The 14,510-nt window shown below is 64.1% G+C and carries 14 protein-coding genes; 7 read left to right on the top strand and 7 right to left on the bottom strand.

Going from position 1 to position 14,510, the window contains the following annotated elements; all coding sequences use genetic code 11:
- Nucleotides 1–243: 243 nt before the first annotated feature.
- The 5 genes from ACMDCR_RS25235 to ACMDCR_RS25215 form a co-directional block, all read right to left on the bottom strand.
- Nucleotides 244–1,164, bottom strand: a complete 921-nt coding sequence (locus ACMDCR_RS25235; RefSeq protein WP_413989257.1) for a L,D-transpeptidase family protein — start codon at nucleotides 1,162–1,164, stop codon at nucleotides 244–246.
- On the bottom strand, nucleotides 1,161–1,487 hold the full coding sequence (locus ACMDCR_RS25230; protein ID WP_413989256.1) for a hypothetical protein: 327 nt from the start codon (nucleotides 1,485–1,487) through the stop codon (nucleotides 1,161–1,163). The genes ACMDCR_RS25235 and ACMDCR_RS25230 overlap by 4 nt, the downstream gene beginning before the upstream one ends.
- A gap of 221 nt (nucleotides 1,488–1,708) precedes the next feature.
- A complete protein-coding gene (locus tag ACMDCR_RS25225) occupies nucleotides 1,709–2,500 on the bottom strand; it encodes an SDR family NAD(P)-dependent oxidoreductase (protein WP_413989255.1) in 792 nt (263 codons plus the stop codon).
- A gap of 18 nt (nucleotides 2,501–2,518) precedes the next feature.
- The gene (locus ACMDCR_RS25220; RefSeq protein WP_413989254.1) at nucleotides 2,519–3,277 is read right to left on the bottom strand and encodes an SDR family NAD(P)-dependent oxidoreductase; all 759 of its coding nucleotides are present in this window, start codon (nucleotides 3,275–3,277) and stop codon (nucleotides 2,519–2,521) included.
- Between the two features lie 106 nt (nucleotides 3,278–3,383).
- Entirely contained in the window at nucleotides 3,384–4,892 is a 1,509-nt protein-coding gene (locus ACMDCR_RS25215; protein ID WP_413989253.1) for a xylulokinase, read from the bottom strand.
- 259 nt (nucleotides 4,893–5,151) lie between these two features.
- Between ACMDCR_RS25215 and ACMDCR_RS25210 the strand changes: the two genes are divergently transcribed.
- The 6 genes from ACMDCR_RS25210 (at nucleotide 5,152) to ACMDCR_RS25185 (ending at nucleotide 11,227) form a co-directional block, all read left to right on the top strand.
- Complete coding sequence (locus ACMDCR_RS25210; protein ID WP_413989252.1) at nucleotides 5,152–5,808, top strand: bifunctional 4-hydroxy-2-oxoglutarate aldolase/2-dehydro-3-deoxy-phosphogluconate aldolase; 657 nt, start codon at nucleotides 5,152–5,154, stop codon at nucleotides 5,806–5,808.
- Nucleotides 5,805–6,758, top strand: coding sequence for a shikimate dehydrogenase family protein (locus tag ACMDCR_RS25205; RefSeq protein WP_413989251.1), 954 nt, complete (start codon nucleotides 5,805–5,807; stop codon nucleotides 6,756–6,758). Before ACMDCR_RS25210 ends, ACMDCR_RS25205 begins: the two co-directional genes overlap by 4 nt.
- Before the next feature lie 3 nt (nucleotides 6,759–6,761).
- The gene (locus ACMDCR_RS25200; protein WP_413989250.1) at nucleotides 6,762–7,697 is read left to right on the top strand and encodes an NAD(P)-dependent oxidoreductase; all 936 of its coding nucleotides are present in this window, start codon (nucleotides 6,762–6,764) and stop codon (nucleotides 7,695–7,697) included.
- Nucleotides 7,697–8,551: an MBL fold metallo-hydrolase gene (locus ACMDCR_RS25195; protein ID WP_413989249.1), complete on the top strand. Its 855-nt coding sequence runs from the start codon at nucleotides 7,697–7,699 to the stop codon at nucleotides 8,549–8,551. Before ACMDCR_RS25200 ends, ACMDCR_RS25195 begins: the two co-directional genes overlap by 1 nt.
- 68 nt (nucleotides 8,552–8,619) lie before the next feature.
- Nucleotides 8,620–9,516 carry an SIS domain-containing protein gene (locus ACMDCR_RS25190; protein WP_413989248.1) on the top strand — a complete coding sequence of 299 codons (897 nt, stop codon included), beginning with the start codon at nucleotides 8,620–8,622 and terminating at the stop codon, nucleotides 9,514–9,516.
- A gap of 190 nt (nucleotides 9,517–9,706) precedes the next feature.
- Entirely contained in the window at nucleotides 9,707–11,227 is a 1,521-nt protein-coding gene (locus tag ACMDCR_RS25185; RefSeq protein ID WP_413989247.1) for a helicase HerA domain-containing protein, read from the top strand.
- A 48-nt stretch (nucleotides 11,228–11,275) separates the two neighbouring features.
- On the opposite strand, the gene ACMDCR_RS25180 is transcribed toward ACMDCR_RS25185, so the two are convergent.
- Nucleotides 11,276–11,842 (bottom strand): methyltransferase family protein, encoded by a 567-nt coding sequence (locus ACMDCR_RS25180; RefSeq protein ID WP_413989246.1) that lies wholly within the window; start codon nucleotides 11,840–11,842, stop codon nucleotides 11,276–11,278.
- Nucleotides 11,843–12,071: 229 nt separating this feature from the next.
- On the opposite strand from ACMDCR_RS25180, the gene ACMDCR_RS25175 reads away from it, so the two are divergent.
- On the top strand, nucleotides 12,072–13,493 hold the full coding sequence (locus tag ACMDCR_RS25175; RefSeq protein ID WP_413993717.1) for a mannose-1-phosphate guanylyltransferase/mannose-6-phosphate isomerase: 1,422 nt from the start codon (nucleotides 12,072–12,074) through the stop codon (nucleotides 13,491–13,493).
- A gap of 161 nt (nucleotides 13,494–13,654) precedes the next feature.
- On the opposite strand, the gene ACMDCR_RS25170 is transcribed toward ACMDCR_RS25175, so the two are convergent.
- Nucleotides 13,655–14,437, bottom strand: coding sequence for an SDR family NAD(P)-dependent oxidoreductase (locus ACMDCR_RS25170; protein ID WP_413989245.1), 783 nt, complete (start codon nucleotides 14,435–14,437; stop codon nucleotides 13,655–13,657).
- Nucleotides 14,438–14,510 lie beyond the last annotated feature (73 nt).

The following is a 14,510-nucleotide window of genomic DNA, read 5'->3' as shown; positions in this document are numbered from 1 at the left end:
GCAGGCTGAACAGCCGCCCGGCCCGCAAAGGCCGGGCGGTTTGCTATTCGCTAAAGCAAATCGCTCTAACTCCTTGTTTTAACGCGACTTTGCGATTCTTGGCGATTCCAAAACCGGAAATCACGGACCCCATCCTGGGAGCGCCGTGTTCATGGATTCCGGCGTTCCCACTCACAAGCAAAGCTTGTGAGGATTCGCTGCAGTCGGAATGACGGCGCCCGTCGACGCGCAGATATGCCGGTTTCAGCCGTTGTCTTCGTTCGTCACCACGGCCAGGTTCGCATAGCCGTCCTTGTTGTAGACGTCGTCGCGGAACTCGACGAGGCCCTCCGGCGTCGCCCAGGCGGTAACGTAGACCCAGAATACCGGCACCTTGGCCGTCGGCATTGCCGTGATGCGGGCGCCGGAGCGGATCACCTCGTCGATGCGGTCGCGGGTATATTCGGTGCCCTGCAGGATCCAGGCGCAGAGGTCCCGCACATCCTGCACGCGGGCGCAGCCGGAAGAATCGAAATGGTACTCGGAGCCGAACACCGACTTTTCCGGCGTATCGTGCATGTAGACGCCGTACTGGTTGGCGATGTTGATGCGCACCTGGCCGAGGGAATTGTCAAAGCCGGGATCCTGGGTGAAGCGCATGCGGGTCGCCTCGTCCGTATTCCAGTCGATCTGGCTCGCCTGGATCTCCTGGCCCTGGGGGTTGTAGATACGGATATGGTGCTCGGTCAGATACCCCGGATCCTTCTGCATCAGCGGGATCAGGTCTTTCTTGATGATGGAAAGCGGCACCGTCCAGAACGGGTTGAAGTTGACGTTCTGCACCACGGTGGAGAGGATCGGTGAGGGGCGGTCCGGCTTGCCGATCACGGTGTTGTGGCGCTGTTCGACCACGCCGTTGCTGACGGCCTCCACTTCGGTCGCCGGGATGTTCATCATGATGTAGCGGCTGCCGAGATTGCCCATCTCACGCAGGCGCACGATGTTCATCTGGAGCTGCTTGATGCGGACGTCGATGGGAATGGCGAGGGCAGCTCGCGAGGTATCGCCAACCACGCCGCTGGCCTCGATGCCATGCCGGGCCTGGAAGCGCTTCACGGCCCCGGCGAGATAGGAATCGAACACTGGCGAGCGTCCAAGCGAGGGGGCGAGGTCGCCGGAATTCACGAGGCGCTGGCGCGCAACGACACCACGTCGGCATTGTCGTCACCGAGCTGCAGGCGCTCATTCCCGCCCACCTGCGGCCAGCCGCCCTGCGCGGCGAGTTCCTGGTATTTCGCCAGAGCCCGTTCCGTTGCCTCGATCGTGCCTGATGAAAGCAGCGGGGAGGAACTTACGGCCGCATCGAGCGGGCTGGCGATCGAATCATACCCCTCCCTCATCTCCATCTGGCCGAGGCCAAGATCGTTGGCCAGCGCGGTGCGCGACAGGGCGGTCGATGCGGCACCGCCGGCCAGGAGGGCAAGGATGTGACGACGGGAAGGGGACAAGGACATAATCGAAACGACCTGCTGGTGGATATCGGAAAATTTCAACGCTGCTTTGCTTAAGGAAAAGCGCAGAAATGATGCCGGACTACCAACCAGGAGGCGAAGTCACTGAGATTTGACGGGACGTTACAGGCAGTGAGGGGAGGAGGCACAATTGGGGGAAGGCTCGGGTCGCGCCTTTCGGAATAATACACACCTCATCCCGTCCGATTCATTCTCGCTCACACCGTCTTCAGCATGCCGCCGTCGACGTAATAGGCCGAGCCCACCGAATAGGTCGCCTTGTTCGAGCACAGGAAGACGAAGAAATTCGCCATTTCCTCCGGCGAGGAGAAGCGCTTGATCGAGGCGTTCTCGTGGGCGACGCCATCGAGATAGCCCTGCCAGTCGCCGCCCTTGCCGGCGGTGAGCTGCTTGGCGGTCTTGATCCAGTCGGGCGTCAGTACCAGGCCGGGATTGACCGTGTTGACGCGGATATTGTCCTTGATCACCTCCTCGGCCAGCGTCTTGGAGAACATCATCAGCGCCGCCTTGGTGACGTTGTAGATCGGCTCGTACCAAAGCGGCTGCAGGGCGCAGATCGAGGCATTGTGCAGGATCACCCCGCCGCCACGCTGGCGCATCATCGGCACGAAGCCGCGCGCAAGGCGCACCGCCGCCATCACATGCAGGTCCCAGTAGGCCTGCCATTTCTCGTCCGGGGCCTCCATGATCGTCTCGTTGGATCCCGTGCCGGCATTGTTGATCAGGATGTCGGCGCCGCCGAAGGCCGCCTTGGTCTGATCCACCAGCTCACTGATCCCGTCCACGGTGGCGACATCGCAGGAGACGCCGCGCGCACGCACACCGAACTCAGTCTCGATGCGCTCGGCCTCGACGGTCACGCGCTCGGCCTGCCGGGCGGCGAGCACGACATGGGTGCCCTCGGCGGCCAGGCCCTCGGCGATGGCGAGGCCGATGCCCACGCTCCCGCCCGTGATGACCGCTACCTTGTCCTGCAGCCCGAGATCCATGGCTGGTTCCTTCCCTCGTCAGAATCCGCCGACAACATAGCCACCATCGACGGGCAATGTCGTGGCTGTCACGAACATCGAGGCGGGGGAAGCGAAGAAAATGGCTGTGCCGACGAGATCGTCCACCGTGCCCCAGCGCTTGAGGGCGGACTTCCTGGCGATCTTCTCGGCGGGCACGGGATCGGTCCACAGGGCCTTGGTCATGTCCGTCTTGTGGTAGCCAGGCGCGATGGCGTTGACGCGGATGCCTTCGGGGCCGAATTTATGAGCGAGTGCCCGCGTCAGACCCATGATGCCCGTCTTGGAGGCGCAGTAGGCGGGAACGCTGTCATCGGCGAGGTAGCTCAGCATCGAGGCGATATTGATAATCACGCCCTGCGACTTTTTCAGCAGCGGATGGGCGGCCATGGAGAGGCGCATGGCACTGTTCATGTTGACGTCGACGACCTCGAGATAGGTCTCTTCCGTCCATTCCGCGTCCGGGCGGGCGATGCCCTGGGAATTGACCAGCACGTCGAGCTTGGGCAGGACGGCGAAGAAGGCATCCACGGCCTGCCTGTCGCGCACGTCGAGTTGCTCGAAGCGGATGCCGCTTTCCGCATTGGCGGCCTTTGCCGCGGCGAGACGCGCGCTGGTCGAGCCGGTGGCGATTACCTCCGCGCCAAGGCGGGCAAAGCCCTGCGCGAGGGCAAGGCCGATGCCGCTGGAGCCGCCCGAGACCACCACGGTCTTGCCGGCGAAGAGATCGGGACGGAAGGCGGAGAGAATGTCCTGCATGGGGATTTCCTTGGGAGTTGTCATTTAGACCGGTCTCGGGCCGGTTCGGTTTTGCCAGAGATGACAGAGGGGCCTTTGTCAGTCCGATAGTGACAGGCCGGAGGTCTCATTTCTGCTCCAACCGGTCGAGGTCGTCGTAGAGCGCCTGCGAATGGCGGTAGAGCTTGTCGAACACAGGCTGCATGCGAGCGTAGGTCTCGGCCCAGGCCGGGTCGGGCAGGATCTCCTGCTCGTAGCGCACGAAATGAGCGATGGCGTCCTCAACCTTCGCAAAACCGCCGAGCGCGGTCGCCGCCATGGCGGCGCAGCCGACGATGCCGCATTCGGTCTCCCGCGGCACCAGGATGGGGACGTTGTAGGCGCTCGCCTTGATCTTCAGCCAGAGCTCGGTCCTGGCGCCGCCACCGGAGGCGACGACGCGTTCGAGCTTCTGGCCGGTGGACGCCTCCATCACGCGGATATGCCGGTTCACCGCGAAGGCGACGCCCTCCAGCGTGGCGCGGTGGAGATGGGCAAGGCCATGCTTGGCGCCGATGCCGAAGAACTGGGCGCGCGCATTGCGGTGGGCGCCGAGCCGCTCGCCGGCGAGGAAGGGCAGGAAGAACAGGCCATCGGCGCCGGCCGGCGCCTCCGCCGCCTTGGCGACGATGTCGCCATAGGAGAGCGATTTTTCGTGGAAGGCACGCCGCGCCCATCGCATGGCGTCGCCTCCGGTTTCAAGCAGGGTAAAAGGTCCCCAATGGCCCTCGACGGTGCGCACGTTGCAGATCTCCGGATCGAGCAATGGCTGCGGCGTGATCAGGGTGATGATGGAGGAGGTGCCCATCACGTCCGAGGCCGTGCCGGGGCTCACCACGCCCGAACCGAGTACAGCCACTGGATAATCGGCGCCACCCACCAGGACAGGAATGCCTTCGGGCAGGCCTGTCTCCCGGGCTGCCTCGGCGGTGACATGGCCGAGAATATCGAGGGGCGAGCGGATCGGCGGCAGCTTGGCTGCGTCGAGGTCGAGGCGCTCTATCATGGCTGATGACCATCGGCCCGTCTGCGGGTTCATCAGGAAGCTGCAGGAGGCATCGCCCTCGTCCATGGCGATCTCGCCGGTGAGGCGCAGATTGATGTAGTCCTTCGGCATCAGCGCAGTGGCGGCCGCCTGATAGGCCTCAGGATCGTTGTCGCGCAGCCAGGCGAGCTTGAAGCCGGGCCAGGCCGGCGTCGGTGGATTGCCACTCTCGGCGAGATAGGAAGAGGGCGGGTTCGAACGCTCGAACTCGGCAACCAGCCCGACCGTGCGCTTGTCGTTCCACAGGGGAGCGGTGTCGCGAGTGAGCCGGCCACGGCTGTCGACCAGCACCGTGCCATGCATCTGGCCGCAGGCGGCGACGGCGGCAATCCGGGTCTTCACATCGGCATGCCTGCTGAGGACTGTGCGGATAGCCGTCACCGTGCCGGTCCACCAGTCGGCCGGGCGCTGTTCGGCCCAGCCGAAGGCCGGCACGATCTGGTCATATTCGCTCGCCGCGATTTCGAGAATGGCGCCGCTGCCCGCATCGACCAGGGCCGCGCGGGCGCTGCCGGTACCGACATCGATGGCAAGGATCAGATCGGTGGTCATGCCAGATCTTTCGATTCTTGATCTTTCGGCGCTTGGCCTTTTCCGTTCTCGCTCACGCGCGCATCCTGCCTGGAAGGAAGACATATTTCCGGAGTGATGCTACGCACGCTCAGGCCAGTCAACCGCAAATTGAGCATATTTATGCTGCATCGCAATAAATATATTCCATATCTTGCGATCTTTTACCTTGATATGTAGCATTGCTACATAATTTTAGTGGTAGGGGTTGCCCGCACGCCAACCCCGGGAGAATCGAGACATGGCCGCCAACCCCCTTGAAACGATCGAGAAGATCGGCGTCGTGCCGGTTATTGCGATCGAAGATCCCGCTCATGCCCTGGCGCTCGCCGATGCGTTGGCGGAGGGCGGATTGCCGATCGCGGAGATTACGTTCCGAACCAAGGCGGCGGCCGAAGTGCTGGCCATCCTGAAGGACAAGCGCCCCGATTTCCTGGCTGGCGCCGGCACCGTGCTCGATCTCGAATCCGTCAAGGCCTGCAAGGACAATGGTGCGAAGTTTGCGCTCTCGCCCGGCTTCGACCCGGAGATCACCGCGGCCGCGAGGCATATCGGCCTGCCCTTCGCCCCAGGCATCATGACACCGACCGACCTGACGCTGGCGACGCGTGCGGGATTTCGCCTGTGCAAATTCTTCCCCGCCGGCATCGCCGGTGGCCCCAAGGCGCTGGAGGGCATCGCCGCGCCGTTCAACCATCTCGGCGTGCGTTTCATTCCAACCGGCGGCGTCAGCCTCGAGACGATGGGCGATTGGCTTAGGCACCGCTTCATCGCAGCGGTCGGCGGTACCTGGATCGCCAGGCCCGAGGATATGCGCGAGGGCAGATTCGCTGAGATCACCGCCAAGGCGAAGGCCGCGGTCGAGCGCGCCAGGGCCATCCGTGCAGGTGAAGCATGAGCGCCTATCGGCCCGCCACCCAGCCGACGCTCTATTTCATCGGCGTCACCACCACCAAGAGTTCGATCATGCGGGTCTTCCCGGCCTGGGCTCAGCATCTCGGCCTCAAGGATGCGGTGATCAAGGGCATCGACTTTCCGCTCCACGCCGATCCCGGCGCCTATCGCGAGGCGGTGGCTTTCATCAAGGCCGATCCGCTATCGATGGGTGCGCTGGTCACCACCCACAAGATCGATCTCTACAAGGCCTGCCGCGACATGTTCGAGGTAACAGATACCTTTGCGCTGCGCATGGAGGAGACGAGCTGCATCTCCAAGCAGGACGGAAAGCTGATCTGTCATGCCAAGGATCCGATCTCCTCGGGCCTCTCGCTCGACGGTTTCATTGCCAAGGGTCATTTCGAGGAGACCGGGGCCGAGCTGTTCTCGATTGGCGCCGGCGGCTCCACCATCGCGTTGACCTGGCATATGGGCCGGCAGGAGCGCGGCGCCGACCGGCCCTCCCGCATGATCGTCTCCAATCGCAGCCAGCACCGGCTCGATGAGATCGAGCGGATTCACAGGGAGATCGGCCTTACCGTGCCGGTCGACTATGTCTTGGCGCCCACGCCTGCCGACAATGATGCCGTCACCGCCGCGCTCAAGTCGGGCTCGGTTGTGATCAATGCCACCGGCCTCGGCAAGGATGCACCAGGCTCGCCGCTGACCAACGCGGTCGTCTTCCCCGACCACGGCATCGTCTGGGACCTCAACTATCGCGGTGACCTCGTCTTCCTCGACCAGGCCCGCCGGCAGCAGGCCCGCCGGCACCTGCAGATCGAGGATGGCTGGACCTATTTCATTCATGGCTGGACCCAGGTGATCGCCGAGGTCTTCCACATCGACATTCCCACCTCCGGTCCGGATTTCGACAAGCTCGGCGAGATCGCCATCGCGGCGGCGAAGGGCTGAGCGATGGAACGCATCCTCGTCACGCCGCGTTCGCTGACATCGACGCCCCATCCACTCATCGAGCAGTTGCGCGACCAGGGCCATGAGATCGTCATGCCGACGCCCGGCAAGTCGCCCGAAGAAGCCGAATTGCTGGCGCTGGTGCCTGGTGTCACCGGCTGGCTCGCGGGGGTCGAGAAGATCTCGCCACGCGTGATCGAGGCTGCCGGCAGGCTCAGGGCGATCAGCCGGAACGGCACGGGCGTCGACAATCTGCCGATCGAGGTGCTGCTGGAGCGCCGGATCGCGGTGCGCATCGCCGCCGGCGCCAATGCAGCCGGGGTGGCGGAACTCGCCATCGGGCTGATGTTCGCAGCATTGCGCCAGATCCCGCTCTGCGATGCCGGCATCAAGCAGGGCCAGTGGCCGCGCCGCCTCGGCGCCGAAATTCGCGGCCGTACCGTCGGTGTGATCGGCTGTGGGGCGATCGGAGCGGAGGTCGCGCGCCTTGCCGCCGCGCTCGGCGCCAGCATCCTCGCCTTCGATCCACTCCGTCCGAATGTGAATGTCGGGGAGCGCGCGTTGCGCTGGGCCGAGGTGCCGGAGATTTTGGCGCAGTCCGATATCGTTACGCTGCACTGCCCGGCGCCGATCGATGGCAGGCCGCTGGTCGGTGCCGCCGAGCTTGCCTCCACGCCGAGCGGAGCGATCCTGATCAACACGGCACGTGCCACGCTGATCGACGAGGTGGCGGTGCTTGCTGCCCTCGATGCTGGCAGTCTCGCCTGCTATGCCACCGACGTCTTCGATGACGAGCCGCCGACGAGCCTCCTGCTCGCCGCTCATCCACGGGTGATCGCCACCAGCCATATCGGCGGCTTCACCCAGGAAAGCGTCAACCGGGCCACGGAGGTCGCCGTCGCCAATCTGTTGGATGCCTTGCGGCCGGGGGAGGGGTGATGGCCTTCGCGGCCTTGCGGTTTTCCGGGACGCTGGCGCACAAGCTCGCTGCTTGGCGTCCCGGAACGGGCGTCTCGCTCTACTGGCTCGGACAGGCCGGCTTCCTGTTCGATACCGGCCGCATGCGCTTCCTCATCGATCCCTATCTGTCGGACTCGCTGGCGCGGAAATATCGCGATCGCGGCTTTTCGCATGAGCGCATGATGCCCCCGCCAATCGAGATCGCCGACCTGCCGCCGATCGATTTCATGGCCTGCACACATTTCCATACCGATCATATGGATGGCGCGACGCTGGCCCCGATCGCCGAACGTTTTCCTGCCGTCCGCATCCTGGTGCCGAGGGCTTCACTGAAGGTCGTCGAGGAGAAGACCGGTCTTGGGCCGGGCAGCTTCATCGGCATCGATGCCGGCGAGACGCTTGTCCTGGGCGAAGGCGCCGAAGTCACCGCCGTGAGGGCGGCGCATGAGGAATTGACGCAGGATGAGGACGGCCACCACCTTTTCCTCGGTTATGGCTTCAGGCTGGGTGATGCCAGAATTTTCCATTCGGGCGACACCATCCCCTTCGAGGGACAACTAACCGAGATCGAGGCTCTGAAGCCCGATATCGCGCTGTTTCCGGTGAATGGCAGGTCGGAAGCGCTGCGTTCGGCTGGCATTGCCGGTAATTTCACCCTGGACGAAGCCGCCGGAGTCGCCGCGGCCTGCGCCATCCCGATACTTCTGGCGCATCATTACGGCATGTTCGCCTTCAACACGATAGCGCCCGAGGCCGTCGATGCCAAGGCGGCCGCCATGGCCGGCAAGACGAGGCTGCTTCGGGCCAGGGAAGGAATCGAGTATAGGCTGTGAATCCAGCATGACGCTGCGGATTCAGCCCTCCCGCCAAGAGAGGGAACCTAAGAAGGGTGACCAAAGCCATGGCCTCGCCGTATTCTGCCGCCTCCTCCCAGCCTGCGCCCCGGGCCACGATCCAGAATGTGCTCGAAGTCGTCCGCGTGATGCTCGGTGAATTGCGCAAGTCTGATCGCAAGGTGGCCGATCTCATCCTGGCCGATCCCCATCGCATCCTCAACGCCACCGTTGCGGAAACCGCGCTTGCGGCTGGCGTGAGCGAGCCCACGGTGATCCGTTTCTGCACGGCCATCGGCTGCAGCGGTTTCCAGGATTTCAAGCTGCGCCTCGCCCAGAGCCTTGCTTTGGGCACGCCGGCCACCCACTCGGTGCTGCTCGACACCGATCCGCCGGAGGCCGTGGTCGAGAAAATCTTCGACTACACCATCACCAGCCTCGACTGGGCGCGCCACCATCTCGACAAGGAGGCGCTGAAGCAGGCGATCAATATCCTCGAACAGGCCAACTACATCGAGTTCTTCGGCTTCGGCGCGTCGGGCATCGTGGCGCGCGACGCCCAGCAGAAATTCCCGCTCTTCGGCGTGCCCTGCGGCGCGCAACTCGACTCGCACCAGCAGATCATGGTGGCCTCGATGATGAAGCCCGGTGACGTGGCGGTGGTCATTTCCAACACCGGCCGCACCCGCTCCATCATCGATGTCGCCCGAACCGCCAAGGAGAACGGCGCCAGGGTGATCGGCATTACCGGTTTCGAGACATCGCTCGCCAGTCATTGCGACGTCACGTTGCTGGTTGAGACGCTCGACAATACCAACATCTACACGCCGACCATCTCGCGCATCGCGGCGCTGGTGGTGATCGACGTGCTCTCGACCGCCGTCGCGTTGCGCCGCGACGAAGCCCATGTCCGCCGCTTCCAGCGCATGAAGCGGCGGCTAGCGGAGTATCGGACGGGGGAGTGAGGGCTCTTTCCACGCAGCTAATTGTGCCTCAGCGCCCTGAAAACTCTCCTCCTCCGTTGCAGGATTGGCACGACGGGCCGCGCCTGCTCCGCCCGCGCATGTGGAAATCCGCTGCCGTTTCCCAGCGGGGGTTGTTGGTGGAGGTGTTCAGATTGTATGCCTGAGAGCTGAACCGGAATCACTGCTTGCAATGAAGATCGAAATCGACATGGGCACCGCCTCCGGGCCCGGCGGCGCGCCTGCAATGCTCGATGTCGAGGAATTGCTGGCGACGCGCCTGTTGGTGCAGGGCAATTCCGGCTCCGGCAAGTCGCATCTCCTGCGCCGGCTGCTGGAACAGAGCGCGCCGCACGTCCAGCAGGTGATCATCGATCCCGAAGGCGAGTTCGCCAGCCTGTCCGACCGCTATGGCCATGTCGTCATCGACGGCGAGCGCAGCCTTGCCGAACTCGAGCACATCGCCCAGCGCGTGCGCCAGCACCGCGTCTCCGCCGTGCTGGTGCTCGAGAGTCTCGATGCCGAGATGCAGATGAAGGCGGCGGCAGCCTTCCTCAACGCCCTCTTCGATGCCGAGCGCGATTACTGGTTCCCCATGCTGGTGGTGGTGGATGAGGCCCAGCTCTTCGCCCCCGCTGCCTCGGGCGAGGTGTCGGAGGATGCGCGCAAGGTCTCGCTGGGCGCCATGACCAACCTGATGTGCCGCGGCCGCAAGCGAGGACTTGCCGGCATCATCGCGACGCAGCGCCTGGCCAAGCTCGCCAAGAATGTCGCGGCCGAAGCCTCCAACTTCCTGATGGGGCGCACCTTTCTCGATATCGACATGGCGCGCGCGGCCGATCTCCTCGGCCTCGACCGCCGCCAGGCCGAGACCTTCCGCGAGTTGCAGCGCGGCCAGTTCGTGGCGCTCGGCCCGGCCTTGTCACGCCGTCCCCTGCCGATCAAGGTGGGTCCGGTGGAGACGCGTCCGCGCGTGGCGACACCCAAGCTGACGCCGCTGCCGGAAGCGGGCGATGCGGCGCGCGACCTGATCCTGGCGCCCGTGCCCGTTGCTGCGCCGCGGCCCCGTCCGGAACGACGGGTGGCGACGCCGGCGCCGTTGTCGACCACCGAAATTCTCGAACAGCTTGTGCGCGACAAGCCGGCAGAGGGGGGCGGCGAGGAGGCTGCGCCCGCTATTCCGCCAGCCGAGTTGCAACGTGCCTTTGCCCGTATCGCCTTCGCCATCCTGCAGGAGCCGGACGCGACCTTCCGAACCGAGGCGGTGCTCTACCAGGATTTCATCGTGCGCTGCCGCATCGAGCGGCTCGGCGGCACGCCGCCGGCCATGGCGCAATTCAAGTTCCTGCTCAACGCCGCCCGGGCCGACCTCGATCCCGAGGCGGTGGATACCGAGGAATGGCAGCGCGCGCTCGACCAGGCGCGGCTGGTTCCCGCAGACCTGCAGGCCGTCTTCCTGATCCTTGCCGGCGCGGCGATGATGGGCCGACCGTGTCCGCCCGACGCCGAGATCGCACGGCGCTGCGGCAGCCATTCGGGTGGGCGCGCCCGCAGCCAGATCCGCCATCTGCAGAACGCCGATTTCGTGATGACGCGGGTCGACATGCGCGGCGCGCGCATCGCCGTCATCCCCGATCTCGGCTGGGAGACCGCGCCCGGCGATCCCAACGGGCCGGCCCAGGACGAGCGCGGGTTAGCGGCTGCGGCGGAATAATAGCAACGGCTCCAGCGCTAACCGCAATGACAGGAGCCTCAGGGATAATCACGATCGCCAGAACGGCACCAGCATCGGCACGCGGCGGGCATAGGCGTCATAGGCTTGTGGACCGAGGTCACCACGCAGCACGTTTTCCTCCAGCCTCGCCTTCATCACGATGCCGGCAAGGATCACGGCGACGCCAATCAGGCCCACAAGCGTGCCCTTGATCAGGGCGGTCGCCAGCAGGGCCACGATCAGGCCGCTATAGATGGGATGGCGCACCAGGCCATAGGGGCCGGTATCGACGATATGATGATCGGCCTTGATGGTGACCGAGCCGGACCAGAGCGAGCCGAGATGGAGACGGGCCCACCAGCAGAAGGCAAAGCCCGCAAAGGCGCCGAGAACGCACAGCCACGCTCCGGTGAAACTGGGCCACCACAGATGCACAGCCCAGCTGGTGCGAGCCGGTACGGCAAGGATGAGGCCGCCGATCAGCATCAGCAGACGGTAGATCATGACCGCCCGGCCACCCTCCACGTGCAGGGCCTTGCTGGACCAGCGCGCGGCAATGACCCAGGATATCGCCCAGGCGAGCCAAAGACCGATCAGAACCAGACCGGGATGCATGCGGTGTCTCCCCGTCGTTGAACGAGGCAGGCATCGCCCTGATTTATGGCAGAATTTCAAACATTACCTTAAGTAATTTATCCGGAAGCATTAGAAATTGTCGTACCAAGATCCCAATAGGGGAGTATGGTAGTCTAAAGCGGGCCTGAAATTTGCGTGTCCGCGGCGGTATAGATATGGCATAGCAAGCGCCAAAACGGCTCCCTTTTTCTCCAAGCAAGAGCGGATGATGTCTTCCCTGATCGTTCCCCTGATTGTCTGTGGTGGTTCCGGCACCCGTCTCTGGCCCGCTTCGCGCGCCAGCCGCCCCAAGCAGTTCCTACCGCTTTTCGGTGATCTCTCCACCTTCCAGGAGACGGTGCGCCGCGTCAGCGACGTCAGCCTGTTCGGCCGTCCGGTGATCGTCACCAACCAGGACCATCGCTTCCTGGTAGCCGACCAGTTGCTGGCGGTTGGCATCGAGGCTGATATCCTGCTCGAACCCGAGGCTCGGGATTCCGGCCCGGCCATCGCCGCCGGCACGGCCTACATCGCCCAGCGCAATGGCGCCGAGACACCGGTTCTCTCGCTCGCGGCCGATCATCGCGTCCGTGACGTCGAGGGCTTCCGCGTCGCCTGCATTGCAGCGCGCAATGGCGCCGAGATGAACGCCATCGTGACCTTCGGCGTGACGCCGGATCATCCGGCCACCGGCTACGGCTATATCGAAGTGGGCGAGCCCCTCACCGACGGCGTGCAGCATGTGCAGCGCTTCGTCGAAAAGCCGGATGCGGAGACGGCCACGCGCTATGTCCGCGAAGGCTATCTGTGGAATTCCGGCAACTTCCTATACCAGGCCGGCAAGTTCCTTTCCGAATATGCCGAGCGCGAACCGCGTACGGTGGAAGCCGTGAAGGAGGCCGTCGCCAAAGCGAAGGTCGACCTCGGCTTCATCCGTCTCGATGCTGCCGCCTTCAGCCACGCCGACAAGCGTTCGGTGGACTATGCGGTCATGGAGAAGACCAACGTCGCCGCCGTGGTCCCCGCCAGCTTCGACTGGTCGGATGTCGGTTCCTGGAGCGCGGTGCGCGAATTGTCTCCGCAGGACGAGGCCGGCAATGCCAGGCTGGGCGAGGGCGTCTTCGTCAATGCGCGCAACAATCTGGTCTCCTCAGAGCGACCGGTGGTCTGCGTCGTCGGTCTCGATGACCTCGCCGTGATCGCTACCGGCGATGCGGTGCTGGTGGCCAGGCGCGATGACGCCGCCGGGATCAAGGCGTTGGTCGAGAAGCTGAAGCAGAAGCACAACAAGCTCACGCAGGAGCATCTGCAGTCCTTCCGCCCCTGGGGTTCCTACCAGTCGCTGGATCTCGGCTCGCGCCACCAGGTCAAGCGCATCATGGTCAAGCCCGGCGGCCAGCTTTCGCTGCAGAAGCATCACCATCGCTCCGAGCACTGGATCGTGGTGCGCGGCGTGGCGACCGTCACCATCAACACCAACGTCAAGACGCTGCATGAGAACGAGTCGATCTACATCCCGCTCGGCGCCACCCATCGCTTAGAGAATCCGGGCAAGATCGACCTGGAACTGATCGAGGTGCAGACCGGCAGCTATTTGGGCGAGGACGACATCATCCGCCTCGAGGATGTCTACAACCGCGCTGCTTCGTAAGCTGGCGTAGCATGGGAGTGTCGATTACCAATCGACATGCTGCAAGTGCTGTGTTTGTCGGGCGGGAAGAGGGCGATCGGTGATCGCCCTCCGGGTTCGCCGTTCAAAGAAGCCCTCCATGTCTGCCATGGAGGGCTTTTTGTCGTTCCGTGGGCGCTCGCTTACCAGCAGGTATAACCGCCGTCGGCAAGTACGATCGAACCCGTCAGCAGGCTGGCGGCGTCCGAGGCCAGGAACTGCACGGTGGAGGCGATTTCATCGACTTCGCCCATGCGGCCCATCGGCGTCATCTCGAGCCAGGTCTTGAACATGTCCGCATTGTTGGGATCATTCGCCGCGAAGGCGGTGAGCGGGGTGTTGATGTAGGTGGGCGCCACCGAGTTCACACGCACGCCACGCGAAGCCCATTCGGCCGCCAGCGACTTGGTGAGATGGTGAACGCCGGCCTTGGAGGCATTGTAATAGGACTGTTCCTGCGGCTTGTTGACGATGAAGCCCGACATCGAACCGATATTGACGATCGACCCCTTCCTTGCTGCCAGCATATGCTTGCCGAAGGCACGGCAGCACCAGAACACGCCGTTGAGGTTGACGTCGATGACATTGAGCCAATGCTCGTCTGTCACCGTCTCGGCCGGGGTCATCGAGCGGGCGATGCCGGCATTGTTGACGAGAATCTCGACGCCGCGGCCCTGGCTTGCGAGGTCGTCGGCCACCCGGGTGACCTGTTCGGACTTGGTCACGTCCATCTGCACGATCTCGGTGGTGTAGCCCTTGGCGGCGAGGGCCGCCTGGCCCTCCTCGGCGACCTTCATGTCGAAATCGGCGATCACCACCTTGGCCCCGAACTCCACCAGCGCCTCGGCGCAAGCGAGGCCGATGCCACGGCCACCGCCCGTGACCAGCGCATGGCGGCCAGTGAGGTCGAGCTTGTTCTTGTACATTTCAGACGTCCTCTCGTGCGTTTTGCCCCGATACCATCGGGCTGGCGCAGTCAGGCTGTACTTAAGGGACGGT

This window comes from Labrys okinawensis (assembly GCF_047345005.1).
In the GTDB taxonomy this organism is placed as follows: domain Bacteria; phylum Pseudomonadota; class Alphaproteobacteria; order Rhizobiales; family Labraceae; genus Labrys; species Labrys okinawensis.
This window is presented reverse-complemented; position numbering and strand designations above follow the sequence as displayed.

Coding starts and splice junctions, on each gene's coding strand:
- ACMDCR_RS25225 (WP_413989255.1), bottom strand. CDS start 2,500: ATGGATCTCGGGCTGCAGGACAAGGTAGCGGTCATCACGGGCGGGAGC.
- ACMDCR_RS25220 (WP_413989254.1), bottom strand. CDS start 3,277: ATGCAGGACATTCTCTCCGCCTTCCGTCCCGATCTCTTCGCCGGCAAG.
- ACMDCR_RS25215 (WP_413989253.1), bottom strand. CDS start 4,892: ATGACCACCGATCTGATCCTTGCCATCGATGTCGGTACCGGCAGCGCC.
- ACMDCR_RS25210 (WP_413989252.1), top strand. CDS start 5,152: ATGGCCGCCAACCCCCTTGAAACGATCGAGAAGATCGGCGTCGTGCCG.
- ACMDCR_RS25205 (WP_413989251.1), top strand. CDS start 5,805: ATGAGCGCCTATCGGCCCGCCACCCAGCCGACGCTCTATTTCATCGGC.
- ACMDCR_RS25200 (WP_413989250.1), top strand. CDS start 6,762: ATGGAACGCATCCTCGTCACGCCGCGTTCGCTGACATCGACGCCCCAT.
- ACMDCR_RS25195 (WP_413989249.1), top strand. CDS start 7,697: ATGGCCTTCGCGGCCTTGCGGTTTTCCGGGACGCTGGCGCACAAGCTC.
- ACMDCR_RS25190 (WP_413989248.1), top strand. CDS start 8,620: ATGGCCTCGCCGTATTCTGCCGCCTCCTCCCAGCCTGCGCCCCGGGCC.
- ACMDCR_RS25185 (WP_413989247.1), top strand. CDS start 9,707: ATGAAGATCGAAATCGACATGGGCACCGCCTCCGGGCCCGGCGGCGCG.
- ACMDCR_RS25180 (WP_413989246.1), bottom strand. CDS start 11,842: ATGCATCCCGGTCTGGTTCTGATCGGTCTTTGGCTCGCCTGGGCGATA.
- ACMDCR_RS25175 (WP_413993717.1), top strand. CDS start 12,072: ATGTCTTCCCTGATCGTTCCCCTGATTGTCTGTGGTGGTTCCGGCACC.
- ACMDCR_RS25170 (WP_413989245.1), bottom strand. CDS start 14,437: ATGTACAAGAACAAGCTCGACCTCACTGGCCGCCATGCGCTGGTCACG.